Below are 26968 nucleotides of genomic sequence, written 5' to 3'. Positions count from 1 at the left end.
CCATCTTTATCTGCCTTGATTGTTGCAGTATGCCAGGCGTTTTAGGTAGTTTCAATGTTGACTCAGGAAAGAGGGTGATTTCGCATGCGAAATTTGGACTTTTTTTACAACCAGTAATAGAAATCAGCCAGTATCGCGTTCACCTACAAAAAAATCGAACTGCCCCGTAGGAATTGTGAATTGTGCAGTCAGGTTAATTTCGCATGCGAAATCCCAAACGTAACACTCTTATGCGGTAGGGGAGGGTGTAATGAGATTAGTTGTAGAGGTAATAAACACATTTATAGATAGCTTTCATTTAAGCCTGAGGGCTGGTCAATCTTTATATATCGTAGTACACCCTTGCATCCAGGGATGCCAGTCTGCCCGACTGAGCCTGGATTACCGGCGGTGCCATCGCGGCCATTGCTTCCACCGCCTCCGCAAAAACCTCCATTTCAACCAGAACCAAACCGACCAGCGACCACTGGTATACCAGACTTGCCACCATTTCCTCCAGCAGCTGGATTTGAATTAACTTTAACCAAACCGAATGCGATAAGGGGTTTTAGCCCTGGTTACGGGGTGCTAATGCCTCCTGCTCCGCCTTGTTGACCCAATGCTGCTACCTCAGCAATTGTGGTAGGGATATTTTGGGGAGAGCTAAATCCTATGATTGCATTACCCTTCAGACTGGCATGTTAAGCTGAAATAACAATTGGGCGACCATTGGTATAGTACTCACCCTCTTCGAACACCAATGTGTCACCTCGTGATACAGAAATCGCAATGACGTCCTGACCAGATGCTTAGCGGAAAGACTCGGTGAAAGAAACATCGGCCGCTTTGGAGAAATTCGTGGCGAACGTCTTAATATTACATCAGATTTTAGCGTGTGGATGGGTGTAATCGGCGCCTTTAGCAAGTATGGTCGGGACAGTAACAACATCGCACTCCCTTTTAAGGAATTTGCCCAGCTGTGCCAGTATGACTCTCGTCAGATCAACCATCGTCATCGTGATCAGATTTTGATTCTCTGGCAAAACGCGGGACAAAGGTTGTGCAGTTCAAGTGAAGGGAATGGAACGCCAAGATGTTCTTCACTCAGTTTCTGAAAACCGCACTGCTTGACCGGGAAAAAGATACGGTCACTCTCGAAGCGGATTAGCGACTTTGGGAACTTTACGAAATCGACTACACGATTTTGCTCCGCAAGCGACCTTATAACTATCTGAAAGGTAGAAAGTTGCTCAGACGCTTTACACCTATATCGCCAGCTTGCCTGATAACCCTGCACCTCTTTCGTTCTCCCGCATCCGTGAGCGATTGTTGCTGACATCACCGGTCCCGGAGCAGAACCGCCTCATCAAGAACGCGCTTCTGGCCATGGAGAAGATTGGCTATATCGAGTACAGCATCATTAAGAAGGGCAGGGAGTCCTTTTTGTTTATCAATAAAAGGAACAAGAAACTCAAAGAGTTATACGAGAATGATGTGTCATAACATGAAGACTATGTGTCGCAGCATGTGAAACATGGGTCACAGCATGTTGAATGTGTGTGACGCGATACGAAAATGGGCGGCTGCATGCGCGACATGTGTCACATCATGCTGACTAACCTTCATTCTGCATGCTGGGACACATATTTTTTATCCCCATAAATGTTGCGACACAGGATTTGGTCCTTTCTGCATGCTGCGACACATCTTTCCTCCCCCGCGAGCATGTTGTGAGACATGTTTCTGCGAATCGGCCAGCATGTTATGACACATTTTTTCAGTATCAGGCATAATCCCGCGATAGAGATTCAGGGGGGGCTTGTGCATCCATTGGCACATTTTTGACAGGGAAATTATTAATATGCCGGACTTTTGCGTTGTGTCAGGTTTTTCTTTTACTTCAAAGATGCATAAGAAATACCTGCCGCTTAAGCAATATTGTCTGTTTTTTACAGACTGGATAGGTACTTCAGAACCATTTCTGCTTTTTTATTCAGATGGTTGCGTAGAATCGTGCCAATCCGCGCACCATCCCTGTCACGTAGCGCCTGAATGATCTCTTCATGGTCATTGATCGCCAGACTCAGCTCATCGGGAGTCTTGCGTGCCGTGTGCCTGACTGAACGGGTGCGTATTGATAACTGCTGATAGAGGGTCTGTAGCGGGGGATTATCAGCCAGTTCAAACAATCCCAGATGAATGGCGCGATTACGTTCGGCGTAGCCTGCCAGATCGCCGTTTTCAGCACAGGCCACCATCTCGTCATGCAAAAATTGCAGCCATGCAATATCACTGTCAGTCACATTGTGGCAGGCGAGTTCACCAGCTAATGCCTCGAGGGCACCGATGATGGGAAAATAATGACGTACATCGTCTGCCGAGGTAACCGCTACCCGTGCACCGCGGTGCGTCATCAGTTCAATATGTCCTTCCTGGCTGAGCACTTTCAATGCTTCGCGCAGCGGCGTACGTGAGACGTCAAATTGTTTGCACAACGCCTGCTCATCAATTTTGTCCCCTGGCATCAGTTCATGATTGAGGATCATGCTGCGCAAACTGTTAGCGACTTCCTGATGCAGGCTTTGTCTGCCGCTGCGCACACTTACACTTTCGCTCACGATTTGCTCTGCTCCTGAATAATTACGCCTGCTCTGAACCTGCCACACCCAGCTCTGCCAGTAGCCGTTGGCGATAACGTTGATGTTCGGACGGGATCCGGTTACGCAGGGGGTCGATGGTCATTTCAAGCGAAATGGCACCATCCTGCAACACCAGAATACGCTGCGCCAGCACAATCGCTTCATCAACATCGTGTGTGACCAACAGGACCGCCGGGTGGTGTTGCTGACAGAGCTGACGCAGCAACTGTTGCATATTGAGGCGAGTCAAGGCGTCGAGTGCACCAAAAGGCTCGTCTGCCAGAAGCAGCGATGGACGTCGCACCAGACAGCGAGCCAGGGCAGCGCGCTGTTGCTCGCCGCCGGAGAGTTCACCTGGCCAGGCATTTTCGCGGCCTGCCAGGCCAACTTCGTACAGGGCTTTGAGTGCCCGTTCGCGTGTGGCCGGGCCGGTCAGCCCCAGCAGAATATTGTCGAGTAAACGTAACCAGGGGAGCAGACGGGAATCCTGAAACGCCACCGCCACATTCTCGCTGACTGCCAGCGCGCCGCTGCCCTGAGCGGAACGATCAAGACCGGCAATCGCTTTCAGCAGCGTGCTCTTCCCGGAACCACTGCGGCCGAGTAGCGCAACGAATTCGCCCGGATGCATGCGTAGCGATATATCACGCAGTACCGTCCGCTCGCCAAAGCGGCGGGTTAAGTGAGTAGCCTCAATCACCGGCGGCGTGGGAGGAGTGATTAACGTCCGAGAGTGTTGCGCCATGAAAGCACCTTTCGTTCGGTAGTACGCACTGCGCTATCGGAGAGCAGACCAAATACCGCATACAGTACCAGCCCAACCATAATAATATCCGTTTGCCCGTAGGCACGTGCTCGCGTCATCAGATAACCAATACCTGAGGTGGCATTAATTTGTTCGACCACCACCAGCGAGGTCCATGAGTGCGCCACGGCAAGGCGCAATCCGGTAAAAAATCCCGGCATGGCACCCGGTAAGGCGACGCGACGAATAAACGTCCAGCGAGTGATCTTCAATGTTTCCGCCAATTCGATATAACGTGCATCCACCCCCCGCAGCGCCGCATGGGTATTGATATACACCGGGATCAGCACGCTAAACATGATCAATGTAACCTTGGTGGCCTCACCAATACCCATCCAGATAATAAACAGCGGGATCATCGCCAGAGTCGGGATCGCGCGTTTAATTTGTAGCGGGCCATCAATTAATGATTCACCTATTCGGCTTAATCCCGCGCACAGCGCCAGCACCACTCCAATCACGGCACCGAACAACAGGGCGGTGAACGCACGGACCGCCGAAACCTGAATGCTGGGTAGCAGTCTGCCATCTTCAATCAGACGCCAGAAGGTCTGGCCCACGGTGGCGGGCGAAGGAAGGGTCATGCTGTCTACCCAGCTAAACTGGCTGGCCAGTTGCCACAACGCCATCAGAATCAGCGGCCCAATCAACCGCCAGCTGAACGTTGCCTGTAGCGGAGCGAGACGACCACGCCGTGCCGTCATTGACTCAGGATTCATGATTTTCCGCAGCCTGCTGGATCACAGCATCAAAGCGCACATCAAACTCTTCAGCTGCATCCACTTTTTTGGGGATACTCCCCGCTCTCAGCAACAGATCGGCGGTATGTTGCTGGGTAGCAAATAAATGCTGGTCGATGCGTGGGAAATGGGTAGGACCGGCTACATCGTTGATCAGCTTGCCATTTGCGGCATTCAGTCCCTGATTTTTGACGTAATATGCATCGATCCATTGCTGTGGATGATGATTAGCCCACTGCCAGCCTTGCACCCAATTGGTCACAAACTCCTTCAGGGCAGCGGCCTTGGCGGGATCTTCCAGTGCCGAACGACGCGCATACAGGTAGCGTAAACCCGTTGAACCACCGGAGGTGACATTGGTGCCCAGGACATTACCGCCTTTAGCCTTATAGGCGGAAAGATACTGCGTCAGGTTGGGTTCCTTCAACGCTGCTGCATCCACTTCACCGGAACGAACTGCATCGGTGAAATTACCGGTTTGCAGGGTAACAAGCTGAACATCCTGGAGGCCAAGTCCGGCTTTTTCCAGCACTCGATAGAGATAAGCCTCGCGCCCTGTTCCTGGCGCATTAGCAATTTTCTTGCCGCGCAGTTGGTCGAGCGAGGTGACGTGTGTACCCGGTGCGATAGCCAGTTGATACTCACGATCGCTGTTCTGCTGCACGCCGACGATAAGCACGGCGTTACCATTCGCCTGCGCCTGGATCGGAGGGGCATCACCGACCACTGCGACGTCCACGGCACCGGCACGGAAAGCTTCGAGGATCTCCGGGCCATCACTGAAATTGCCGAAATGTACCTTCGCCTGTAGATGTTTGTTTTGACCCGAGGCGCGGAACAGGGTCTGTAACACTTCATCCTGGTCGGCCACATTCAGTACGGTCCCTGCGGGTACTGCGGCGGGTAGGGGTTGATCGAGTGGTAACACAGCGGCGGATGCATATCCCTGCGGTAACAGCAGCGACAGGGACGCCACCAGGGGTAAAAGTTTTCTGACTGACATCGTTTTCTCCAGATATGTTTCAATATGTAAAAATGAATTCATAATTCAAAATGAATGTAGGTCAGAAAAGCACCGTGTTAAACGAATAAAATGGCATGAGTTAATGATGAAAATGGAATTAGCAAGAAATAGCCGGGTACATCAGGCGTCGTGCGTCGGTTGCCCGTCTGGGCGGAAATTTAAAAGCGAACAGGGTCTATCGCCCGGCCGGTTTTGTTTGAAAGAATGGCAGACGAGTAAGACGAATCTACAGGGGCAATATGTCGGCGGCAGAAAATTTGGATATTGAGTTGTTACGTACGTTTATCGCGGTGGCTGACCTCCATACCTTCAGCAAAGCCGGGATCCGCCTGGGTCGCACGCAGGGGGCGGTCAGCCAGCAAATGCAACGGTTGGAAACCCTGGTGGGCGCAGCGCTGTTTGAAAAGGAAGGCAGAACCAAACGTCTGACGCAACTCGGTCAACATTTGCTGAGCTATGCGCGAGATTTGTTATTGCTAAACGATGACGCCTTGCGTTCACTTAAAGACAGCCGCTTTTTTGGCGTGCTGAGGATTGGCTCACCTCATGATATGGCTGATACTCTGCTGCCTCCGTTACTCAGTCAAATTGCCCGTTGGGCACCTTCTCTCAATATTGAACTCGATGTTGGCCGCAGTCCGTTTCTGATGGAGGCGTCGCATCGCGGGGAAGTTGATATGACCATCTCGACACGCTTTGATCCGCAACTGGAAGGGGTACTGCTGCGCACGTCACCCACTGTCTGGATATGTTCCGCGCAATATCAGCATCGTCCACACTCGCCGGTGCCTCTCATTCTGGCCGACTATCCCAGCATCTTTCGCCGTGTAGCAATAAAGGCATTGGATGCGGCCCAGGTTCGCTGGTCTCTGGCTTACACCACCTCGAATTTGCTGGGTATCAAAGCCGCGGTAAAAGGCCGCCTTGGTGTGACGGCGCGCAGTTTTATCTGTGGATCCGTCCGGGCACCAGCCAGACGCTGGTTAAACAGGCGTTTGATCTGGTCGCCAGCGGTTTCAGGAATGGCTGAACTTATATTAGACAGCGCGGAAAACCTATTAGCATTCAGGATACTTCGTCCATGCGCGGAAAATATCTGAAACTGAATTAATGATTATTTATAATGATATTAATTATTTTTTCGGTTTTGTCAGGTCGCTATTTCCTGGAGAAGCATAAACAAATACCCAATTCTCATTTCAGCCTAAAAATCCCGCTCACTAGTATCGGCCCATTATCTCAATCACAGCCGGGCCAACATGACTTCGCTTTCACCAGGCATTCACGATATTTCTCCTGCGGATATTGCGGGCAGTCCGTTACATCGCGTACAGATGCAACCGTTTTTGCTGGGGCTTTTTCTGCCGAATCAGAGTGGTGACTGGAGCCCTTCACGACTGGCACGAAGCACGGACTGGCGTTTTGACTACAACAAACAGCTGATCCTCAATGCCGAAGCCCTGGTGTTTGGTCTTGCCGAATGGAATCCCAAAGGGGGGTACGGCGGCGATATTCGCTATCGTGAACACAGCATCGATCCCTTCATGACCACGGCGGCACTCAGTGCGGTAACGTCACGCATTCTGCTCATTTCCACGCTGCATATTCTCTACGGGTCCTGCCATCCGTTGCATCTTGCGCGCTTTGGTGCCTCGTTCGATCTGATATCCGGCGGGCGTTGGGGATTGAACATGGTCACCGGTAATCAGGACTGCTATGCCCGCATGTTTGGGGCGCCGCAGATTGAACATGATACCCGCTACCGTATAGCAGAAGAGTTTGTCACCTTGCACAACGCTACTGGCGTAATGATGAACAGGTTACTTTTCAGGGTGATTTCTGGTCCAGCGAACAAGGATGGGTCGCCGGCGAACCCCGCTATGGACGTCCATTACTGGTCAATGCGACCGGCTCACCGGCGGGGATTGAGTCCGCTGCACGACATTCGGATCTGGTGTTTATCACCAGCCCTGCGAGGGCGGAGATTGAAGCGGCATTAAAGGGGCTCCCCGCACATACTGCGCGCATTAAAGCGGCCGCTACCTTGCAGCAGCGCACACTGCGAACGTTAATCAATCCGATGATCATCTGCCGTCCGACTGAGCAAGAGGCCTGGGAGTATCATCAGGCGATTGTGGCGGCACAGGATCGCGTGACCGTGGACAATTTTTTTGCCTCATCATCGCAGCGCGATAGCCAGGCGTTTGTCGGGCAGCAGCGCGATCAAAAAATTGTCGGCGGCAATATTCAACTGGTCGGCTCACCCGAAAAAATCGTGCAATATCAGCTGCGTCTCCAGAAGGCGGGTTGCGATGGCGTACAACATTGCAGCGAGCTTATGCCTCTCTGGTGGTACTGGATGTCCATTTCACCATTCCGAGGGGCGGGTAATGCTCCCAACTTACTGATTTAATGTATGATGGCGCTTTTGAGGTTCTCCTGTGGCTTCCGTCTCCGTTTGTTGTCCCTCTTGTTCCGCTACAGAAGGCGTGGTGCGCAACGGCAAAAGTACTGCTAGACAACACGCTATCTCTGCGCTCACTGCCGTAAAACATGGTAACTCAGCTTCACTTACACTGCCTCTCAGCCCGGTACACACCAGAAAATCATTGATATGGCTATGAATGGCGTAGGGTGCCGTGTCAGTGCACGTACTATGGGCATTGGCCTCAACACGATTTTCCGACATTTAAAATTCAGGCCGCAGTCAGTAACCTCCGGGATACTTCCGGGCAGAGACGCCATTGTCTGTGCTGAAATGGACGAACAGTGGGACTACGTCGGGGCTAAATCACGCCTGAAGGGAAAGCTGCACGTTATCAGCAAGCGGTATACGCAGAGATTAGAGCGGCATAACCTGAATCTGAGGCTGCATCGGACAAGGCTGTGCAGGAAGTCGCTGTCGTTCTCAAAATCAGTGGAGCTGCACGATAAAGTATCGGTGATTATCGCACGATAAATCATTATCAGTAAGTTGGAGTCATTACCAAAACATGAAGAATATTAGGGGAGACAGTCGGTCGTGATTTATTTTAATGCATTGTTATTTTCAGGGTGTACGTAAGTGATATAAAGGAAAAAAGTAATCAGTAAGTATGATCATCACTGATGAAATGGGGTCTTGTTTTTGATATTTTCATGCGGTTTTTTGTTTTGGAACTATCAATTATTTAGATTTCGCTAGATGCTTAACTTATTGAAATTATGTGATTTTAATATAGCAGATGCAAAGAATAGTGCTCAGAATGATATAGGAAAGCAACATAACTCATTGTTAATAAATGATTTTTACAAATTATATCAATTGGAATTAATGGTTTACAATTTAATTTTAATGTCCTTGCTATATTTTTATTTGGAAAGTAACATAATTTACATAAAATCTTTGATTATTTTTAACATTTAATATCGGACTAGATGTTCATTGGTGTCGTATTTTTAAAATACTCACATAACAAAGAAGCTATATAAGCTGCGATTGTGTTGGTGAAGGAAGAAGCATATGAAGCAACAGCATAGTATTATACATTCTTTACTTTTCTGGATAGAAGATAATTTGACTCAGCCGCTTTCTATTGATTTTGTAGCGGAAAAATCTGGTTACAGCAAGTGGCATCTGCAACGAATGTTTAAAGAGATTACAGGCGAAAATGTAGGGGCATATGTCAGGAAAAGACAGCTTTCTAAATCTGCAATTGCATTAAGATTAACAAGTAGATCTATTCTTGATATCTCGGATACATATCAATTTGATTCTCAGCAATCGTTTACCCGCGCTTTTAAAAAACAATTTGGTGAAACTCCGGCACGTTACAGACGAGCTGAAGATTGGGATGCGCAGGGGATAGAGCCTCCCATAGTACTTCATGAAGACTTTTTACCTAAAGCAACGTTTGTTGAGCTTGAAGAGTTTAATATCTATGCATTAACTGGAAAGTATCATAGTACGCTGGATACCTATTCCGTATCCAGAAGAACAATACGTGAAAGGCTTTGGTTAGATATTATTGAAAGAAACAGAACCTTACCTGAGATTATTTATGGTGTAGATAAGGTCATGCCGGGTAAAAATAATTTCGATGACCAAATATTGTTTTATGGAATCGGGATGTGCTTTGAGGATATGAATCCATCCATTGAAAAATATGAAAAAATCACAATTGAAAAAGGATTGTATGTTCAATTCAGTTATTCCGGAAAAAGTGTTGATTTTCAGTCATATATCTTAAGGATTTATCAAACCTGTCTGCCATCACTGGCTCTCATTCGCCGTCAGGGTATGGATGTAGAGCGGTACTATACTAACCAAAATAGAGAGAGAGATAAAATACCAGAATTTATCCATTGTGATTATTTAATACCGGTGAGAGTACATGAATCATAAAAAATTGGGCTATGGACATTCATCTACCCCTTGAAAAAGGGGAAAAACTTCTCCATGGCACAGGAGTAGATAAAAGAATATCGATGTTCACAATACCATCCTGGCATGCACTATGATTCGATAGTTAGACTACTTTTTTGTTAGATGAAAAGGTATAAATTATATTATCAACTCAATTCTCTCATGCGAGCTGTGAATAATAGGAAAGAAATAGCTTCCAGTCCTCTTTTGGTATCATTGGTGAGTTTTTTTTGAGTTGATTGAAGTCGTGAATTTTTGCCTGAGATCGGGTTAGACGCTTTTTGCTATTCTCAAGTCCGATGAAACCGGCATGAACATAGCCATTTGTATGAATAAATATATTACCGGCATTGCAGTTACCGTGTTGTCTTTTTGCAAGATGCATTTTCCTAAAAGTCCATGCAATTTCGCGTATTATCTTATTTTTCATTTCCTCATTAATTTCCTTATTGATATTATTATACCAATCCTTTAAGGAGATGAAATTCTCCATCTCCTTAGTAACAAGTATAGCCTTCCATTGCCCTCCGGATTTATATGCTGAACTAAATATTATATCTGGTGTTTTAACGCCACTATCTTTTAAATGATTAATTGCATTTACCTCCTGAATTAATGTTGGTATACCTCGGGGATGAATCAAAGAACGAGAAAGATGATTTTGCATCCGTTTTACGAAAAAGAAATTATTATCTATCTCAACTCTGGCATAACTGCTGAATCCATTTTCATTGAAATATTTTGTTTCTTTCGGATCACCTTCTATATTCCACCAATAATTAAAGTCTTTCATGATAATTATCTCTTTAGAGTTGAGAAATATATGAGTTATCTTACACCATGTAAAGTATTTCTTTTTCTCAAGGAGTATTTGAATTATAGTGCTGACTTTCATGTTTTTTATGCAGTATGAAGGGGGTGGTATAACTAAAAGCATATAAAGATCAGTGGGGGTTAAAACATTGTAGTTAATTATCTTTTTTAATTTTTTAATGGAAGGTTTTTTAATTGAAATAATAGCTATCGGCATTGGTTCAGTATTGACTATTTATGCTGATAATTTTGATGTTTAATGCTTTTTTGTGTATTTATGCGGGTTTTTTGAGGTGTTTTTTTAGGGAATTTTTATTGCACGGTAAAATAGAATGAAAGATGTATTGATGCATGTTGTTATACCGTAAATCACTGTATACCAAAATTGCTCTATGGATATGTTAATGTACGTGTTTTGAGTACGTGACGTGCTAGGGGGGAAGGGGTGAAAAGTCAAAAAAGTGTTTTGGATACTGAGTTCATGCGATTACCGGAGGTTAGCCTGCTGGCCAATGAGAAATATAAAGGTGATCCTAACTTCATGACCTCACTGGCAAGAGGGCTGGAAGTTTTACAGACTTTCAGGCCTGAGTATGATTCATTAACGGTCCCGCAAATCAGTGACATGACTAATCTGCATCGTGCTGTTGTGAGGCGATGCCTCTATACCCTTGCAGCGCTAGGGTTTGTTTATTCATCAGATAACCGTCACTATCATTTGCTCCCACGCGTGTTAACCATTGGTCATGCGTATTTGCATTCATCTGAACTCGCACGCCAGGCGCAGATGTCTCTCGATCACCTCAGTCAGCAAATTCATCAATCCTGTTCTGTAGCGACTCTGGATGGTGACAGTATTCTTTATATCGCTCGTGCGTCAGTCAGCCGGATTATGAAAATTGATCTTGGGCGTGGTAGCCGTTTGCCCGCTTACGCGACATCAATGGGGCTGGTGTTGCTGAGTGAATTAAGCGAGATGGAACTTGATGCTTACCTGGATCGTGTCAATCTGGAACCTTTTACTCCCCAGACAATCACCAGCAAACAGGCACTGCGTGAGGAGTTAAAAAAAGTGAAAGCCCAGGGCTATGCAATCAACGACCAGCAGTTAGAGATAGGGCTGCGTTCGATGGCAGTGCCGATGTATTCACGTAAAGGGAAAGTCGTGGCGGCAATGAATGTCGGCACTCATGCTTCGCAAGTATCTAAGGCTGAGCTGAAAGAGTTTTTCCTGCCAAAACTTCAGCGCGCAGCCATGGAACTGGCCTTGCTGTTGTGAGTTTCAACTCGTCAACTCAATGATTTTCTCTGCTGTGGTCCTTATCTAAACCAAAAGGGTGGGGGCCAATGGCGCGCCAGGTAATAAAGGCACATAAAAATAAACATAATCAATGCATTACATTATTTTTATGAAAAAGTGCATTCCAGATAGCAACCCCCCACTGACTTAACGTTTATTTTACATCCCTCACAAAATTGACACACATTTGTTAAGAGTTTCGATAATCGCACAAAATACCGTTATTCGCACTTGTTGGTCTTTTTTACCTCGCTTAAGTTGGAAACAAGCCGATTCAATGAAGTGAGGAAGTAAATGGTCAACAAAGAAGTGGGTAATGCCGATGAGGCCGTCTCTGATGTAGAGGATGGTGCCATCATCATGGTGGGGGGATTTGGTCCGGCCGGGCAACCGACTGAACTGATCGATGCGCTGATTCGTCGCAAACCACAGGGCCTGACGCTGATCAGTAACAATGCCGGCAATGGTGATTACGGGCTTGCTGCTTTACTGAAAGCCGGTTGCGTAAACAAAATCATCTGTTCGTTTCCCCGGCAGGCTGATTCCTGGGTATTTGACGAGTTATATCGTCAGAAGAAAATTGAACTGGAGCTGGTGCCACAGGGCAATCTGGTGGCTCGTATTCAGGCAGGAGGATCGGGACTGGGCGCTATTTTCACCCCGACGGGGTATGGTACCCAGCTGGCTGAGGGCAAAGAAACCCGCCTGATTGATGGTCGTCACTATGTACTTGAGTCCCCGCTAACCGCTCACTTCTCTCTGATCAAAGCACAACGCGGCGACCGCTGGGGCAATCTGACCTTCAATAAAACCGGAAGAAATTTCGGACCGATCATGGCGGCCGCCAGCCGCTGTACCATCGCTGAAATCAGTGAATTAGCCCCTCTTGGTGCGCTCGATCCTGAAGCGGTGATCACACCGGGAATCTATGTCTCGCGCATCGTGCATGTCCCGGTTGTTCAGACACACTTAATCGCACAGGGAGCCTGAATGAAAACGCTTAATCACCAGCAACTTGCCCAGCGCATTGCCCAGGATATCCCTGAGGGTGCTTACGTCAATCTGGGCATCGGTTTGCCTACGGCTATCGCCAACTACCTCCCAGCCGACAAAGAAATTTTCCTGCACAGTGAAAATGGCATCCTTGGTATGGGCCCCACGCCGTCTGAAGACGCCATCGACCCGGAACTGATCAACGCGGGTAAGCAACCGGTCACTCTTCTGCCGGGTGGATGTTTTTTCCATCATGGTGACTCCTTTGCCATGATGCGTGGCGGTCATCTGGATATCTGCGTACTGGGTGCCTATCAGGTTTCACAGAAAGGTGATCTGGCGAACTGGAGCACAGGTGCAGTTGAAGCCATTCCGGCAGTGGGTGGCGCAATGGATCTGGCCATTGGTGCGCGCAAAGTATTTGTCATGACCGATCATCTGACCAAAAAAGGCGACTGTAAAATTGTTGCCGAGTGTACCTATCCCCTGACAGGAATTGCCTGCATTTCACGTATTTATACCGATATGGCAGTGATGGATATTACTCCCGCTGGCGTGGTGGTACGTGAATTGTTCGGTGATGTTACGGCGGATTATCTGCAGGAAGTCACTCCCATCCCGCTGCAATTTGCCTTATCACAACCGGAGGCCGCTTATGTCTGAAGCCTATGTTTGCGGTGGAGTCAGGACACCCTTTGGTCGCCTGAATGGCAGCCTGTCGGGTATTCGTGCTGACGATCTGGCTGCTATTCCCTTACGTGAACTTTTACAGCGCCATCCACAGCTCGACCCGGCGGCTGTTGATGATGTTCTGCTGGGATGTGCAAATCAGGCGGGCGAGGACAATCGTAATGTGGCCAGAATGGCGGCACTGCTGGCTGGCCTGCCCACGACAGTCCCTGGCGGTACGCTGAACCGGCTGTGTGGTTCCAGCCTTGATGCGGTCGCCACTGCGGCACGGGCGATCAAAAGCGGTGAAAGCGAGCTGATGATTGCCGGTGGCGTGGAGAGCATGACACGAGCCCCCTTTGTGATGGGGAAAGCGGAAACGGCCTTCAGCCGTGCGATGAAGATCGAAGACACGACCATGGGATGGCGTTTTATCAACCCACAGATGCAGGCGCAGTATGGCGTGGAATCAATGCCACAAACGGCTGAGAATCTGGCTGAAAAATTCGCGATCAGCCGCGAAGATCAGGATGCCTATGCACTGCGTAGCCAGCAACGCACAGCAGCAGCCTGGGAAAGCGGATTTTATCAGCCACAGATTACCGCTGTGACCCTGCCCGGGACGAAAAAACAACCCTCTGTCATTTTTGACCGTGATGAACACCCTCGTCCAACCACCGCTGACGCACTGGCCCGGCTTAATCCTGTCGTGCACGCAACCGGCACCGTTACCGCCGGGAATGCATCCGGGTTAAATGATGGTGCCTGCGCCATGCTGGTGGCCAGTGAGCGAGCTTTGATCACGCATAACATTCAACCGATGGCGCGCATTCTCGCCAGTGCGGTCAGCGGTGTGGAGCCGGGGCTGATGGGATTTGGTCCGGTGGGCGCAGTTAACCGGGTGCTGGCATTAAGCGGCCTGAAGCTGAATAACATCGATGTGATTGAGCTGAATGAAGCCTTCGCGGCCCAAGTATTGAGTGTCACTCGTGCTCTGGAGCTGCCTGACGATGCGCCCTGGATCAATCCTAACGGCGGCGCTATTGCACTTGGGCACCCTCTGGGGGCATCGGGAGCAAGACTGGTACTGAATGCCTGCCATGAACTGCAAAAAACAGGTGGCCGACTGGCGCTCTGTACCATGTGTATTGGTGTGGGTCAGGGTATCGCATTGATCCTTGAACGGGTGTGAGGTGCTGCGATGGAATTAGAATATCGACTCGATGGCCCTGCCAGCGCCCCGGTACTGGTACTGTCAAATTCACTGGGCACCACCTGGAGCATGTGGGATGCGCAGTATTCCAGCTTCATTAAACGCTATCGCGTACTGCGTTATAACACCCGTGGTCACGGTAATAGCCCATTGCCGGGTACAGAGACGAACATTGACCGTCTGGGGCAGGATGTTGTGGATTTGCTGGACCATCTGAATATTCAGCGTGCCAGTTTCTGTGGCATTTCGTTAGGCGGGCTGACTGGCATGTGGCTGAATCTGCACCACCCATCGCGATTTAACCGTTTCGTACTGGCTAATACGGCAGCACGCATAGGAAATGAAGCAGCATGGCAATCGCGTGCCGATATGGTGAGACGGGAGGGGTTGGGTCAGGTGGTCGCCGCATCCGATAAGCGCTGGTTTACTGATGATTACATCCAGCAAAAACCTGGCGTGGTAGAAAATATGCTGGAAAGTCTGGCGGATCTCTCCCCTGAAGGTTATGCCGCCTGTTGTGAAGTGCTGGCACAGGCTGATTTGCGTTCCGGTGTGGCAGATATGTCCAGACCAGTACTGATGATTGCCGGGAAACAGGATCCTGTGACGACTGTTGCCGATGCAGAACAGGTGGTGGATACCGCTCCAGATGCCGAACTTTGCGTGTTACCCGCCTCGCATCTCTCCAATATTGCCTGTGCTGTAGAGTTTACCCGGCAGACGATGAAATTTTTGCTTAAAGGAGAAGAACATGTCGCTCACCATTGAAAGTATCACCAGCTGGCTGGTCGATATCCCCACTATACGACCCCATAAGCTCTCAATGGTCACCATGGGATGCCAGACAATGGTCATTGTCAAAATGCGTTGCGCAGACGGCATTATCGGATGGGGTGAGGCAACGACTATCGGTGGGCTGAGCTACGGTGCAGAAAGTCCGGAATCGATGAAAATCACCATCGACCGCTACCTGGCTCCGTTGATCATCGGGCGACCACTGGCAGGTGTCGAACCACTGGCAGCGGCAATGAATTCGGGGGTGAGTGGTAATAGCTTCGCTAAATCCGCGTTGGAGACTGCATTTCTTGATGCCTTAGGAAAAGCGAAAAACCTCCCCGTCAGCAGCCTGCTGGGCGGCGCAAGGCAGGAACGTCTGCCGGTGTTGTGGACGCTGGCCAGTGGCGATACGGATAAAGATATTGATGAAGGATTTCGCCTGATCGCGGAAGGACGCCATCAACGCTTCAAACTGAAAATTGGCGCCAGGGCGTTGCAAGATGACCTCCGGCACGCCCTTAAAATAAAGGCCGCTCTGGGTAGTGATGTGGATGTCCATGTCGATGTTAACCAGGCGTGGGATATGACCACAGCGTTACGTGCCATTCCTGAATTACACGCTGGCGGGATTCGTATGATTGAGCAACCGCTTGAGCGGCATGATCTGCGCAATCTGATCGATCTCAGCCAGCGTTTTACCGCGACCATCCTTGCGGATGAGGCTGTGACAGACAGTCAGTCAGGCTTTGTGCTGGCGAATGGCGGATTCACCGGAGCCTGGGCGCTCAAAATCGCCAAAGCGGGTGGGCCGGCGCAGGTACTGAAACTGGCACAGGTTGCCAGTGCTGCGGGCATCGGATTGTACGGTGGCACCATGCTGGAAGGATCGATTGGCACGGTAGCGTCACTTCATGCCTGGTCCACGCTGGCTCTCAGTGAAGGCACCGAGATGTTTGGTCCCTTGTTATTGAAAGACGACATACTCACGCACCCGCTGGATTTCAGTGAAGGGAGTGTGGCGCTGCCATCCGGTCCGGGATTAGGTATTGAAATCGACGAAGACAAACTCTTGCATTATGCACGCCAATAGCGAGGCCACTATGTTATTTAAAGTTGAAATGAAGGTTGAAATTCCTCACGACCTGGCAAAAGACCAGGCAGAAAAATTAAAGGCCAGTGAGAAAATATACTCACAAAAGTTACAGCGTGAAGGGAAATGGCGTCATATCTGGCGTGTTGCCGGGAAATATGAAAATGTCAGTATCTTTGATGTAAAAGATAATACCGAGCTGCATGAGATTTTAACTGCCTTACCTTTGTATCCATTTATGAAAATTGCTGTGGAACCCTTATGCCGACATCCTTCGTCAATTCACGAAGATGATAAATAAAGATCTCCTTACCCTACAATGAGGAAATGAGCATGTCACAGAATATTATTAATACTGAAGAGTTTAACACCTTTCTTACCATCAGCTGTGGACTGAATACAGATGAAGGTAATCCCCGAATGAAACAAATTATGCATCGTATGATGTCAGATTTTTGCAATCTGATTGAGGAGTTTGATATTAGCGATGAGGAGTTCTGGACCGCCGTAAACTATCTGAATGTGCTGGGCGAACGTAAAGAGGTTGCACTGCTGGCTGCCGGGCTCGGTCTGGAGCATTTTCTGGATATGCGTGCCGATGCTAAAGAGCTGGCTGCCGGCCAGGCAGGCGGTACGCCACGTACCATTGAGGGGCCGTTGTATGTGGCCAATGCGCCGTTGAGTAAAGGTTACACCCGTATGGATGATGGACAGGATGCGGGAGAACCGATGTGGTTATTCGGTCAGGTGACGGATCAACACGGCAAACCTGTTTCCGGTGCCATCGTTGATATCTGGCATGCTAATACGCTTGGCAATTACTCGTTTTTCGATCAATCGCAGAGCGAATATAACCTGCGCCGACGTATCGAGACGGGTGAGGATGGACGTTATGCGGTGCGTAGCATTCTCCCTTCTGGTTATGGTTGCCCGCCGGATGGCCCGACCCAGTCGCTGCTCAATCAGCTAGGTAGACATGGTAACCGACCGGCACATATTCACTTCTTTGTGTCGGGCCCGGGTCATAAACACCTCACCACACAAATCAATTTGAATGGCGATGCCTATTTATGGGATGACTTTGCTTTCGCGACACGTGAGGAGTTAATCGCTGATCCGATTAAAGTTACCGATGCAAATGTTTCGCGTGATCGGGATATGCCTTTCCCTCATACGGAAATCAGATTTGATTTTCAATTGGTGTCATCAGATGCAGTGGACGAAGAAAAAAGAATTAAACGCGAGCGCGCACTCGAATAAATTCCTGGATATCTGAAAAAATACTTATTTTCGAGAGGAAGACGATATGAGCGAAATCATCTCGCTGCGTCCGCGCACGCTTAAAGACAAAATTAATAATGCGCTGATTATTGATAAAGAGGCCGGACATTATAAATGCCATCGCAGCATCTTTACCGACCCCGAACTATTTGAACTGGAAATGAAGCATATTTTTGAAGGTGGGTGGGTTTTTCTTGCCCATGAAAGCCAGTTAGAAAATCCCGGCGATTATTACACGCTGACGATTGGTCGCCAGCCGGTGATGTTAACGCGTGATAAAAATGGCCAGCTGCAGGCGCTGATCAATAGCTGCTCGCATCGCGGGGCCATGCTGGCAACCCGAAAAACCGGTAATAAAAGCTCGTTCACCTGTCCATTTCACGGTTGGACTTTCAGTAATGATGGTCGGTTGCTGAAAGCCAAAGACGAAAAAACCGGGGGATATCCTCCCTGTTTTAAACAGGACGGGTCACATGACCTGAAGTCTTTACCGCGTTTTGCCAGCTATAAAGGTTTTCTTTTCGGCAGCCTGGAAGCTACGGTGCCAGACCTGGAGGAGTGGCTGGGGGATACGCGACGGGTCATTGACTTGATCGCTGATCCGGCGGAGCAGGGTCTGGAAGTCATCGCCGGAACATCGAGTTACACCTATGAAGGTAACTGGAAGCTCCAGATGGAGAACGGGGCAGATGGCTATCATGTCAGCGTAGTCCACTGGAATTACGCTTCCACTATGTCTCGCCGTAACTATGAAGCCAACGCAACGCATACCGTCGATGCCAACGGCTGGTCAAAAAGCACTGGTGGCGTTTATGGTTTCAAAAACGGCCATATGCTGCTGTGGACCCGTGCACTCAATCCCGAAGTAAGACCTATCTATAAACAAAAGGAACGTTTGACCGCTGAGTTTGGTGAGCAGCAGGCAGATCTGATGGTGAACGAAACCCGTAATCTTTGCCTCTATCCCAACCTGTATCTGATGGATCAATTTTCCACACAGCTGCGTGTGGTAAGACCCATCAGTGTGGACAAAACGGAGGTGACCATTTTCTGCTTCGCGCCCAAAGGGGAAGATGCAGCAGACCGGGCATTACGTATCCGTCAGTACGAAGACTTTTTCAATGTCAGTGGTATGGGAACACCGGATGATCTGGAAGAGTTTCGCGCCTGTCAGACTGGCTATAACGCAGCCAACTTCCCCTGGAGTGATATGAGTCGCGGTGCCATGCGCTGGCACGAAGGTGCGGATGACAATGCCGGACAAATGGGCATTCAGCCTCTGCTGACAGGTAACAGTGCAGAAGATGAAGCGCTCTATATCACCCATCATCATCACTGGCAGACGACGTTGCTCAATGCCCTTGGTGCGGAGGATGCCGAATGAGTGAGCTACAACAGCAAATTGAACAATTTCTCTATCGTGAAGCGCGTCTGCTGGATGACCGGCACTGGGATGAGTGGCTTGACTGCTACCACCCAGAGGTAGAGTACTGGATGCCTGCCTGGGGTGATGATGATTATCTCACCCGTGACCCGCAGCGTGAGATCTCGCTGATCTACTATGCCAGCCGGGATGGCCTGGAAGACAGGGTGTATCGGATCAAAACAGAACGCTCAGCGGCCAGTACACCGGAGCCACGTACCACTCACAGCATCAGCAATGTCGAGATTCTGGGAAGCGATGGTGATGAGCATCAAGTGCGCTACAACTGGTGCACCTGGAGCCATCGTTATAAAAACTCGGACGTTTTTTTTGGCAACAGCCAGTGCACCCTGGTGCAGGTGGATAACCGACTGCTGATTCAGCGTAAAAAAATCCAGCTTAATAATGACTACATCAATCATGTCATTGATATTTACCACTTATAGGGGGCGGAGATGAGTTATACCATCGCACTCAATTTTGAAGATGGCGTCAGCCGTTTTATTCAATGCAATGAAAATGAGAAAGTGCTGGATGCGGCTTATCGGCAGAAAATCAATCTGCCGATGGATTGTTCTGATGGGGTATGCGGCACCTGCAAATGTCGCTGCGAAACCGGCAATTTCGATCTCGGTGATGATTATCTGGAAGATGCGCTATCAGAGCAGGAACGCGAAAAAGGGTTAGTACTTACCTGTCAGATGATCCCGGAATCGGATTGTGTTATCGCTGTGCCAGTTTCGTCAGCTATGTGTAAAACCGGTAATGAAACTTTCCGTACGGAACTGATCTCAGTAGAGCATCTTTCTGCCTCCGCTATCGAACTGCGGCTTCGTCTCCAGGACCATCCGGGCATTGCATTTCTTAGCGGACAATACGTCAATATTCAGTTGCCCGGCAGTGATATCACCCGAGCATACTCCTTTAGTTCATTGCCTGGCGCAGAAGAACTGTCATTTCTGATCCGCAATGTCCCAGATGGACTGATGAGCACCTGGTTGTCCCGACGCGCTAAGCCCGGTGATAACCTCACGCTTACTGGTCCTCAGGGAAGTTTCTATCTGCGTGAGGTGGTGCGCCCGGTTTTGATGCTGGCCGGAGGAACCGGGCTGGCTCCGTTTTTGTCTATGCTGCGCACGATGATGCGTACTGGTGTCCACTATCCGATTCACTTGGTGTATGGCGTAACCCTCGACACTGACCGGGTCAAACTGGATGAGCTGGACATGCTGGTGGAGCAGATTCCGCAGTTCAGCTATCGTGTTTGTGTGGCGGATACCCACTCAACTGCCGAAAGAAAAGGGTATGTCACTCAGCATATTGATGACGCCATGCTGAATGGGGGGGATGTTGACGTTTATCTCTGTGGGCCTCCACCGATGGTGGAAGCTGTGATGCGCTATTTCAGCGAGAAAACAATAACGCCACAGAATTTCCATTACGAGAAATTCACCCCGCAAGCGATCAGAGAGGCATCGTGATAATGGATAGATTCACAGATAAAGTCATGGTCATTACAGGTGCAGCGCAGGGTATTGGGAAGGCTGTCGCCGTGCGTGCCGCTGTTGAAGGGGCGAGTCTGGCGCTGATTGATCGCGCTGATTACCTTGAAGAGGTTTGTGATGAACTCCGTCAGCAGGGATTCCGGGTGATGGGGATCCGTGCTGACCTGGAACAGTGGGAAGATACGGTGTTGGCCATGCAACAGGTTTATGATCAATTCGGTCGCATTGATGTTCTGGTCAACAACGTTGGTGGAACGATCTGGGCACGCCCATTTGCAGACTATTCCCCGCATCAAATTCAGGCAGAAGTGCAACGTTCACTATTTCCGACGCTCTGGGGATGCCGTGCTGTACTGCCATATATGCTGGCACAGGGGAAGGGCGCGATTGTCAACGTTTCATCAGTGGCGACACGGGGTGTTAACAGGGTTCCCTATTCAGCCAGCAAAGGGGGAGTAAATGCACTGACACAGTCGCTGGCGATGGAGTACGCCGAAGCGGGAATTCGCGTTAACGCCACTGCACCTGGCGGCACCAGCGCACCTCCACGTCTGACACCGCGCAATCAGGAAACACCGACAGAGCAGGAGAACACCTGGTATGCTCAGGTGATTGAACAAACCTGCCAGACCAGCCTGATGCATCGTTATGGCAGTATAGATGAACAGGCTGCTGCTATTCTTTTTCTTGCCAGTGACGAGGCCAGTTATATTACTGGCACTGTGCTTCCGGTGGCAGGCGGTGATTTAGGTTAGCGGCCTCAACAAATGCTCCTGAGCATATAAAACTGTCGGCTCACTGTTAGTGAACGCGCACAGAGGCCGATAGTTTAATCCGTTTAAGAAATGCCATAATCTATTTCTCTTTTTACGTGTACTCAGCCTTTGTGTTTAGCAGAAGAGAGATTCGCACTGATAAAGCTTCTGGTTTTGTCCGCCAGAGGGGATTTTGTAGTGAAAACATAACGCACATTGAGCGTCAATCAGCGACGTAAATTTTGCTTTAATGGTTTCTGGATAAGCTGGAGTTGAAGAGGACAATATGAATTCAAATGATCTATCGTTATTTTTGGATAATGCTTTTGGTCTAAAGAGTCAGAAATCCTCTTCCAGCCAGTGTGCTGATGAATCTATGCATTATCTTAAAACGCCATCAGGTATCTTTGCCCATTTTGGTGCATTCAGAGAAACCATTACACCCAGCCGGACATCACCTCAACCCGAACAGGTGCTTTTTAAGCTTGTTACCCAGGGGGAGATTTGCATTAAAAGTCGAACAAGAGAGTTATGGCTATCTGAAGGCACATTATCTCTGTTGCCATGGAGTTCACAATTTGAGGAAAGCTTTAGTGAACCAACATCGTTGTTTGTGATTGGATGTGGCCAGGGGGCGTGTCAGAGTCTGCTTCCTATCCTGAAAAAAAATGGTGGGGTTACCACTCAGCTTGAAACTCCAGACCTACAATATCTGACACGACTCATAAACCAATATATTTTTCACGCTGATAGAATCAGTTCCGGGTTATCAGTGACCAGCAGCCAGATGATTATTGCAACACTTGGAGAGGTTTTGATTAATAGTCGGCAAACCACAACATCACGACTGACTTCAAAAGTGCAAAATATTGCTGCCATCAAGCGTTTTATCGCTGCAAACCTTCATGATGCTTCGTTAGATGCTGAAATGATTTCTGAAAATATCCGCTTAAGTGTTAATTATATGAACAGATTGTTGGCCGAGGAAAATCTGTCTCTGATGAAATTGGTCTGGCAACAACGACTTGAAGCAGCAAAAAAACTTTTACTCAAACCAGGTATGAGGACCATGCAGTTGGCTGAGATTGCCTGGCTATGTGGTTTTACCAGCCAATCTCATTTTTCACAGGCATTTAAGAAAAAATTCGGAATTACCCCGCGAGAAATGCGGGACCTCAACCCACTTTGATGTTACGACTCGCTTGATACAATACGGATAGAGCGAGTATGGGAAAAAGTATCGAAGCTGCTTTTGCCATGATATTTACCCATTCCGGATGGGCCGATCCCGCCAAAAGGTAGCTGCGGAGAAAGTGCATGTGTCAATATATCATTTATCTGAGCATCTCCCGATTGAACAGTTTTGATAAATGCTAGTGCACTTGATTCATCACGACTAAAAGCATATATCGCCAGAGGTTTAGCATGGTGAGCGATAATTTTCTGGCGACAGTCTTCGAGGTTATCATAGGTAAGCACGGGTAATATCGGCCCGAAGATTTCATCCTGCATCAGTGCATCATCCCAGTTGACGTCTGCGACAATAGTCGGTGAGAACTGGCGAGTAACACGGTCATACTGACCGCCGGTAACGACTTTACCCTGGGTGTTTTGAAGATAACCGGCCAGTTTATCAACCTGCCTTTCGCTAACAATTTTTCCCGTACTTTTGCCAGCATAGTTTGCTTCAATCAGGGTTTTCAATTGTGAAATGATAATTTCCTGTTTGCTTTTGGGTACCAGTAAATAGTCCGGCGCGACACAGGTTTGTCCACTATTAAGATATTTTGTAAAAGCGAGGCATTGTACCAGTAGGTCTAGGTCAGCATCCTCAAAAACGACTACCGGGCATTTACCTCCCAGCTCAAGTACCACCGGGGCTAGATTATTTGCCGCGGCTTTCATGACGAGTTTTCCAACCGCAGGGCTGCCGGTAAAGAAATAGAAATCAAAAGGCTTCGCCAGGAGCAATGTATTCTCTTCCCGTCCTCCTTCGATGACAGCGACGTATTCACCAGGGAATGCCAGTTCAATAATTTTTTTAATCACATGAGATGTTTCAGGTGTGGCCTCCGAGGGTTTTAAAATGGCAGTATTACCGGCAGCAATCGCACCGACCAACGGGGTCAGTGTCAGGTTGAAAGGATAATTGAAGGGACCAATGATGTAGCAGACACCATAAGGTTCGGGGCAAATACGGCCCTCAGAGTCTGCGAACAAACCTGTTAATGGGAAAACCTCATCCTCAGCCCATTTATTCAGCTCAGTGATTGTTACGTCAATTTCATCGATAACAGCACCTATTTCTGCTAAATCGACAACATCAGGGGTTTTACCGAGATCACTTTCGAGAGCTGCATAGATATCGGGTTTATGGTTAAGTATAATTTTTTTGAGTTGTTCTAAAGCCGTCGAACGGCGAGAAATGCTCCGGGTATGCCCCTTAAGGAACCATGCTTTTTGTGCATCAAAAGTGCTGTCAATGATTTGTTGATTTGTCATATCTTCCTCTTTGAAAATTTAAAAAATATAGAGAAGACGCAGGTTGATACCTGTGTCTTTTTAATAGCCTCTTAATAGCTCTTCTCAAAGTGAGAGTCTAATTTAACAATTATGAAACTATTTTTTTAAGTGTAATGTTCATTTGTTTGTTTTGTAATGTGCATGAAAAATAATGTTAATATTAATCATGGTATTACAATGGATTGAAAGTTGATTTTTATGGTGGTTTTTATTTAATTGCTATTGAATTTTTTAACACATCTTATGATAGTAATTAACAAAAGCAGCTTGCGAATCCTTTTAGTGGATTTTATTAGCGGGTTGTCCACCTATAGTTTGTTAAGGAATAAACATGGCTAAGCAAAATTATGATGTGCTAATTATTGGCAGCGGTGCTGCGGGTTGCGTAATTGCAGGTTATCTGGCAGAGACTACTAAGGCAAAAATAGCAGTACTGGAGGCAGGAGCAAGCGATAAAGACCCGATGATTCATATTCCAGCAGGTTATGGGCAAATTCTGGCAAAAGATCATCATGTCTGGCCCTATGATACCGTGCCTCAGCATGGCACGACTCGTCGCTTCAGAATGGGAAAGGTTGTTGGTGGTGGCACTTCTGTTAACGCGATGTGTTATGTAAGAGGTCAAAAACGCGATTTTGATTGCTGGTATGAGGCAAGTGGTAAAGATCCTGACTGGTCGTTTGAAAATATCTGGCAAACCTTTATTGAACAGGAAAAAAATGACACTTTCCATAATGAACATCATGGTATAAAAGGTAATCTTGCCGTACAATTTCCGCACGGTATTAATTCTCTCAATCAATACTGTATGAAGGCTTTCCAGGAGTATGGACTGCCGTATAATCCAGATTATAATGGTGACAGCCAGGTGGGCGTTTCACCAGTCCAAAGTAATGTTAGCGATCAAAAAAGATGCAGTGCATATGTCGCTCATTTAAAACGTCATGTAGAAAGTGGCAGGGTAACCTTGTTAACCGACCATACGGTCACCAGAATATTATTTAAAGATAATAAAGTTATTGGTGTTGAGGTTAGTGGCAATGAAAACCTCTTGGCTGAGCAGGTTATCCTTTCTGCTGGTGCTGTTCAGTCGCCAAAGATTCTGATGTATTCTGGTATCGGCCCTGCGGAACACCTCAGTAAGTTTGGCATTGAAGTAAATGTTAATTTGCCCGGTGTTGGTGAAAATCTTCATGATCACCCGATTATCCCTGTAAGTAATTATGTAAAGGGTGTTCTGGGTTATCAGAATGCAGCACTGGGTTTCGGTACCATTAAAGCTGGCATGCGCTACTACATGACAAAAGATGGGCCTGCATCAGGTAATGGAATCGAGACGGTCTCCTACTGGAATCCACAGGACTTCAATGCTGAACCCACGGTCCAGTGCTATCACGAACCTATTATCTCTACGAATGGGCTGACCCCAACGGGGAGTCGATCCGGCATCACCTTCGCCCTGGTCGTATTGCAGCCACGTAGTCGCGGCTCAATCAGGCTGGCCAGCAGTAACCCGCTTGATATGCCGCATATTGACCCTAACTTTATCGGGGATGATTATGATGCACAAATTGGAATCCAGGCGGTTAAGGCAATCCGGGAAGTGATGAAACAGGAGTCACTTGCCAATATTCTTGAAGAAGAGTTATTACCGGGAAGTGATGTTCAGAGTGATGAGCAGATTAGGGAATTCGTAAAAGCAGTGGCGACAACGATGTGGCATCCGGTTGGTACCTGCCGGATGGGTAACGATGTCATGGCTGTCGTTGATGCTAACTTGCAGGTTAAAGGGGTGGAGAACCTTTTTGTGATTGATGCTTCAGTCATGCCGAACATCACAAGCGGAAATACTAACGCCCCCACGCAAGCACTTGCTCTTATAGGAGCGAAGCGATTCGTGAAAAGATTTTACTCATAATTTTTAAGAGGCAGTAAGAACACCTCCCTTCCTGCCTTTTCCAGAGATACATTTATATTTTTCCTGTCATCGATTTCATCTATGACAGTTTCGATTTCTGATGAATATAATATATGTTATTTCTACAAGAAGCCTTTCCTGGACTGCGCAGATATCTTGCTTATGGCAAAATATCGTCATTTTTAATAAAGTTAGACTCATCAGGGGTTGGCAATACTTTTCTTTTCATCTTTGAGTATCCAGGTTGATCATTTCATAAACACATTTTTGGTGGGTTTATATAATTATGTTATGATCCGACTGATATGAATACTCAACCATGTTAACTCGCTTTTAGGTAGAATGATTTCGTGCTTTTCGGATATATAGTCACGTATAGCCCATGCCACATTCATTGCCAAAGGATGGAACTTTAATAGTTCCTCATAAAAATCATTATTTCCATCGGATACAATATTATTGTTGGTCACCCTCTCTGCAAAATAGCGGAGATGTGTGATAAATCGGTTGTAGTTAATTGTATCGGTATCAATGCTTTTATTAATCTTATATCTGACAATATCACAAATTCTATTTACTATTTGCACCTGAGCATGGGCGTCGCCACTTTGATTTTCCGAGGATGCATTTATTAAATGGAATGCGATATGTACTGCTTCATCTTCTGGTAAATCTATATTGAACCTATTAGCTACCATATCCCTGGCTATTACCCCAATTTCATACTCTTTCTTATAATACCTTTTAACTTCCCAACTCAATTTGTTAACAATGTTATCCCCTGTCCGGCTTCTCTCAACTGCATAAAAAAGATGTTCAGACAATGTAAAAAGTAACACGCTATTCAATTTCGATGTATAGGATTTCTGTGCCATGAGAATAATATCATGGGTTACGTCAAAAAAGGCTGCAGGTATATCGTCGGTCAATGAAAGGAAATGCCGTGATTTCATTTTTTCCAGAGGAATGAATACTTGCTCAATGTTTGCCAACTCGACAATTGTTCCTGCCTTGGTATTGAATCCAATTCCTTTGCCAAACAAAATCATTTCACTGTTGTTGTTATCCACCAGTAACATGCTGTTGTTCAATGTTTTCTTAACTTTAATCACGATA

The 26968-nt window shown here is 47.6% G+C and carries 23 protein-coding genes and 3 pseudogenes; 18 read left to right on the top strand and 8 right to left on the bottom strand.

The genetic code is table 11. The features are described 5' to 3' along the window. Positions 1 to 322 precede the first annotated feature (322 nt). The 5 genes from RCF31_RS26490 to RCF31_RS26470 form a co-directional block, all read right to left on the bottom strand. Complete coding sequence (locus RCF31_RS26490) at positions 323 to 490, bottom strand: hypothetical protein (protein WP_416414301.1); 168 nt, start codon at positions 488 to 490, stop codon at positions 323 to 325. A 1438-nt stretch (positions 491 to 1928) separates the two neighbouring features. Next, positions 1929 to 2597, bottom strand: a complete 669-nt coding sequence (locus RCF31_RS26485; RefSeq protein ID WP_416414300.1) for a GntR family transcriptional regulator — start codon at positions 2595 to 2597, stop codon at positions 1929 to 1931. Positions 2598 to 2619: 22 nt separating this feature from the next. After that, on the bottom strand, positions 2620 to 3363 hold the full coding sequence (locus RCF31_RS26480) for an ABC transporter ATP-binding protein (RefSeq protein WP_416414299.1): 744 nt from the start codon (positions 3361 to 3363) through the stop codon (positions 2620 to 2622). Next, positions 3339 to 4142 carry an ABC transporter permease gene (locus RCF31_RS26475; protein WP_416414298.1) on the bottom strand — a complete coding sequence of 268 codons (804 nt, stop codon included), beginning with the start codon at positions 4140 to 4142 and terminating at the stop codon, positions 3339 to 3341. The genes RCF31_RS26480 and RCF31_RS26475 overlap by 25 nt, the downstream gene beginning before the upstream one ends. After that, a complete protein-coding gene (locus tag RCF31_RS26470) occupies positions 4132 to 5166 on the bottom strand; it encodes an ABC transporter substrate-binding protein (protein WP_416414297.1) in 1035 nt (344 codons plus the stop codon). Before RCF31_RS26470 ends, RCF31_RS26475 begins: the two co-directional genes overlap by 11 nt. 260 nt (positions 5167 to 5426) lie before the next feature. Here RCF31_RS26470 and RCF31_RS26465 point away from each other — a divergent pair. The 4 genes and pseudogenes from RCF31_RS26465 to RCF31_RS26450 all read left to right on the top strand — a co-directional run bounded on the left by RCF31_RS26465 (position 5427) and on the right by RCF31_RS26450 (position 9571). Beyond that, a pseudogene (locus tag RCF31_RS26465) lies at positions 5427 to 6217 on the top strand (LysR substrate-binding domain-containing protein). 229 nt (positions 6218 to 6446) lie between these two features. Continuing rightward, a pseudogene (locus tag RCF31_RS26460) lies at positions 6447 to 7600 on the top strand (LLM class flavin-dependent oxidoreductase). Positions 7601 to 7628: 28 nt separating this feature from the next. Further along, positions 7629 to 8160: pseudogene (locus RCF31_RS26455) on the top strand (IS1 family transposase). A 529-nt stretch (positions 8161 to 8689) separates the two neighbouring features. Further along, positions 8690 to 9571 (top strand): helix-turn-helix domain-containing protein, encoded by an 882-nt coding sequence (locus tag RCF31_RS26450; RefSeq protein WP_416414296.1) that lies wholly within the window; start codon positions 8690 to 8692, stop codon positions 9569 to 9571. A 181-nt stretch (positions 9572 to 9752) separates the two neighbouring features. Here the strand turns inward: RCF31_RS26450 and RCF31_RS26445 are convergent, their stop codons facing one another. Beyond that, positions 9753 to 10385 (bottom strand): lipopolysaccharide kinase InaA family protein, encoded by a 633-nt coding sequence (locus RCF31_RS26445; protein WP_416414295.1) that lies wholly within the window; start codon positions 10383 to 10385, stop codon positions 9753 to 9755. Between the two features lie 501 nt (positions 10386 to 10886). Here RCF31_RS26445 and RCF31_RS26440 point away from each other — a divergent pair. The 13 genes from RCF31_RS26440 (at position 10887) to RCF31_RS26380 (ending at position 22600) form a co-directional block, all read left to right on the top strand. After that, positions 10887 to 11684 carry an IclR family transcriptional regulator domain-containing protein gene (locus RCF31_RS26440; RefSeq protein ID WP_416414555.1) on the top strand — a complete coding sequence of 266 codons (798 nt, stop codon included), beginning with the start codon at positions 10887 to 10889 and terminating at the stop codon, positions 11682 to 11684. Positions 11685 to 11999: 315 nt separating this feature from the next. Continuing rightward, complete coding sequence (locus RCF31_RS26435) at positions 12000 to 12695, top strand: 3-oxoacid CoA-transferase subunit A (RefSeq protein ID WP_416414294.1); 696 nt, start codon at positions 12000 to 12002, stop codon at positions 12693 to 12695. Continuing rightward, positions 12696 to 13361 (top strand): 3-oxoacid CoA-transferase subunit B, encoded by a 666-nt coding sequence (locus RCF31_RS26430; RefSeq protein ID WP_416414293.1) that lies wholly within the window; start codon positions 12696 to 12698, stop codon positions 13359 to 13361. It begins immediately after the preceding gene. Next, positions 13354 to 14559 (top strand): 3-oxoadipyl-CoA thiolase, encoded by a 1206-nt coding sequence (gene pcaF / locus RCF31_RS26425; RefSeq protein ID WP_416414292.1) that lies wholly within the window; start codon positions 13354 to 13356, stop codon positions 14557 to 14559. The genes RCF31_RS26430 and pcaF overlap by 8 nt, the downstream gene beginning before the upstream one ends. Before the next feature lie 9 nt (positions 14560 to 14568). Continuing rightward, on the top strand, positions 14569 to 15348 hold the full coding sequence (gene pcaD, locus RCF31_RS26420) for a 3-oxoadipate enol-lactonase (RefSeq protein WP_416414291.1): 780 nt from the start codon (positions 14569 to 14571) through the stop codon (positions 15346 to 15348). Next, entirely contained in the window at positions 15332 to 16447 is a 1116-nt protein-coding gene (locus RCF31_RS26415; protein ID WP_416414290.1) for a muconate cycloisomerase family protein, read from the top strand. The genes pcaD and RCF31_RS26415 overlap by 17 nt, the downstream gene beginning before the upstream one ends. Before the next feature lie 10 nt (positions 16448 to 16457). Next, on the top strand, positions 16458 to 16748 hold the full coding sequence (gene catC / locus RCF31_RS26410) for a muconolactone Delta-isomerase (RefSeq protein ID WP_416414289.1): 291 nt from the start codon (positions 16458 to 16460) through the stop codon (positions 16746 to 16748). A 32-nt stretch (positions 16749 to 16780) separates the two neighbouring features. Continuing rightward, positions 16781 to 17707, top strand: coding sequence for a catechol 1,2-dioxygenase (catA, locus tag RCF31_RS26405; protein ID WP_416414554.1), 927 nt, complete (start codon positions 16781 to 16783; stop codon positions 17705 to 17707). Positions 17708 to 17753: 46 nt separating this feature from the next. After that, positions 17754 to 19112, top strand: a complete 1359-nt coding sequence (locus tag RCF31_RS26400; protein WP_416414288.1) for a Rieske 2Fe-2S domain-containing protein — start codon at positions 17754 to 17756, stop codon at positions 19110 to 19112. Continuing rightward, the gene (benB, locus tag RCF31_RS26395; protein WP_416414287.1) at positions 19109 to 19597 is read left to right on the top strand and encodes a benzoate 1,2-dioxygenase small subunit; all 489 of its coding nucleotides are present in this window, start codon (positions 19109 to 19111) and stop codon (positions 19595 to 19597) included. The genes RCF31_RS26400 and benB overlap by 4 nt, the downstream gene beginning before the upstream one ends. 9 nt (positions 19598 to 19606) lie before the next feature. Beyond that, positions 19607 to 20632: a benzoate 1,2-dioxygenase electron transfer component BenC gene (gene benC / locus RCF31_RS26390; protein WP_416414285.1), complete on the top strand. Its 1026-nt coding sequence runs from the start codon at positions 19607 to 19609 to the stop codon at positions 20630 to 20632. A 2-nt stretch (positions 20633 to 20634) separates the two neighbouring features. Next, entirely contained in the window at positions 20635 to 21411 is a 777-nt protein-coding gene (gene benD, locus RCF31_RS26385; protein ID WP_416414284.1) for a benzoate diol dehydrogenase BenD, read from the top strand. Between the two features lie 286 nt (positions 21412 to 21697). Further along, positions 21698 to 22600 carry a helix-turn-helix domain-containing protein gene (locus RCF31_RS26380; RefSeq protein ID WP_416414282.1) on the top strand — a complete coding sequence of 301 codons (903 nt, stop codon included), beginning with the start codon at positions 21698 to 21700 and terminating at the stop codon, positions 22598 to 22600. 2 nt (positions 22601 to 22602) lie between these two features. On the opposite strand, the gene mdlD is transcribed toward RCF31_RS26380, so the two are convergent. Continuing rightward, positions 22603 to 23913: an NAD(P)-dependent benzaldehyde dehydrogenase MdlD gene (gene mdlD, locus RCF31_RS26375; protein ID WP_416414281.1), complete on the bottom strand. Its 1311-nt coding sequence runs from the start codon at positions 23911 to 23913 to the stop codon at positions 22603 to 22605. Positions 23914 to 24265: 352 nt separating this feature from the next. On the opposite strand from mdlD, the gene RCF31_RS26370 reads away from it, so the two are divergent. Further along, the gene (locus tag RCF31_RS26370; RefSeq protein WP_416414280.1) at positions 24266 to 25852 is read left to right on the top strand and encodes a GMC family oxidoreductase; all 1587 of its coding nucleotides are present in this window, start codon (positions 24266 to 24268) and stop codon (positions 25850 to 25852) included. A 284-nt stretch (positions 25853 to 26136) separates the two neighbouring features. Here RCF31_RS26370 and RCF31_RS26365 read toward each other — a convergent pair whose 3' ends face one another. Further along, positions 26137 to 26964, bottom strand: coding sequence for a PRD domain-containing protein (locus RCF31_RS26365; RefSeq protein WP_416414279.1), 828 nt, complete (start codon positions 26962 to 26964; stop codon positions 26137 to 26139). Positions 26965 to 26968: the final 4 nt, after the last annotated feature.

This window comes from Pantoea sp. App145 (assembly GCF_047947045.1).
Classification (GTDB): Bacteria; Pseudomonadota; Gammaproteobacteria; order Enterobacterales; family Enterobacteriaceae; genus Pantoea.
Note: the sequence above shows the minus strand (reverse complement) of the source record. Positions and strands in the feature narration are given on the sequence as shown.

Excerpts from the sequence above, each read along its gene's own strand:
- mdlD (WP_416414281.1), bottom strand. The coding sequence starts at position 23,913 with ATGACAAATCAACAAATCATTGACAGCACTTTTGATGCACAAAAAGCA.
- RCF31_RS26445 (WP_416414295.1), bottom strand. The coding sequence starts at position 10,385 with ATGAAAGACTTTAATTATTGGTGGAATATAGAAGGTGATCCGAAAGAA.
- RCF31_RS26475 (WP_416414298.1), bottom strand. The coding sequence starts at position 4,142 with ATGAATCCTGAGTCAATGACGGCACGGCGTGGTCGTCTCGCTCCGCTA.
- benB (WP_416414287.1), top strand. The coding sequence starts at position 19,109 with ATGAGTGAGCTACAACAGCAAATTGAACAATTTCTCTATCGTGAAGCG.
- RCF31_RS26370 (WP_416414280.1), top strand. The coding sequence starts at position 24,266 with ATGGCTAAGCAAAATTATGATGTGCTAATTATTGGCAGCGGTGCTGCG.
- RCF31_RS26430 (WP_416414293.1), top strand. The coding sequence starts at position 12,696 with ATGAAAACGCTTAATCACCAGCAACTTGCCCAGCGCATTGCCCAGGAT.
- pcaD (WP_416414291.1), top strand. The coding sequence starts at position 14,569 with ATGGAATTAGAATATCGACTCGATGGCCCTGCCAGCGCCCCGGTACTG.
- catC (WP_416414289.1), top strand. The coding sequence starts at position 16,458 with ATGTTATTTAAAGTTGAAATGAAGGTTGAAATTCCTCACGACCTGGCA.
- RCF31_RS26450 (WP_416414296.1), top strand. The coding sequence starts at position 8,690 with ATGAAGCAACAGCATAGTATTATACATTCTTTACTTTTCTGGATAGAA.
- RCF31_RS26480 (WP_416414299.1), bottom strand. The coding sequence starts at position 3,363 with ATGGCGCAACACTCTCGGACGTTAATCACTCCTCCCACGCCGCCGGTG.
- RCF31_RS26490 (WP_416414301.1), bottom strand. The coding sequence starts at position 490 with ATGGTGGCAAGTCTGGTATACCAGTGGTCGCTGGTCGGTTTGGTTCTG.
- RCF31_RS26470 (WP_416414297.1), bottom strand. The coding sequence starts at position 5,166 with ATGTCAGTCAGAAAACTTTTACCCCTGGTGGCGTCCCTGTCGCTGCTG.
- catA (WP_416414554.1), top strand. The coding sequence starts at position 16,781 with ATGTCACAGAATATTATTAATACTGAAGAGTTTAACACCTTTCTTACC.
- RCF31_RS26440 (WP_416414555.1), top strand. The coding sequence starts at position 10,887 with ATGCGATTACCGGAGGTTAGCCTGCTGGCCAATGAGAAATATAAAGGT.
- benC (WP_416414285.1), top strand. The coding sequence starts at position 19,607 with ATGAGTTATACCATCGCACTCAATTTTGAAGATGGCGTCAGCCGTTTT.
- benD (WP_416414284.1), top strand. The coding sequence starts at position 20,635 with ATGGATAGATTCACAGATAAAGTCATGGTCATTACAGGTGCAGCGCAG.
- pcaF (WP_416414292.1), top strand. The coding sequence starts at position 13,354 with ATGTCTGAAGCCTATGTTTGCGGTGGAGTCAGGACACCCTTTGGTCGC.
- RCF31_RS26400 (WP_416414288.1), top strand. The coding sequence starts at position 17,754 with ATGAGCGAAATCATCTCGCTGCGTCCGCGCACGCTTAAAGACAAAATT.
- RCF31_RS26415 (WP_416414290.1), top strand. The coding sequence starts at position 15,332 with ATGTCGCTCACCATTGAAAGTATCACCAGCTGGCTGGTCGATATCCCC.
- RCF31_RS26435 (WP_416414294.1), top strand. The coding sequence starts at position 12,000 with ATGGTCAACAAAGAAGTGGGTAATGCCGATGAGGCCGTCTCTGATGTA.
- RCF31_RS26380 (WP_416414282.1), top strand. The coding sequence starts at position 21,698 with ATGAATTCAAATGATCTATCGTTATTTTTGGATAATGCTTTTGGTCTA.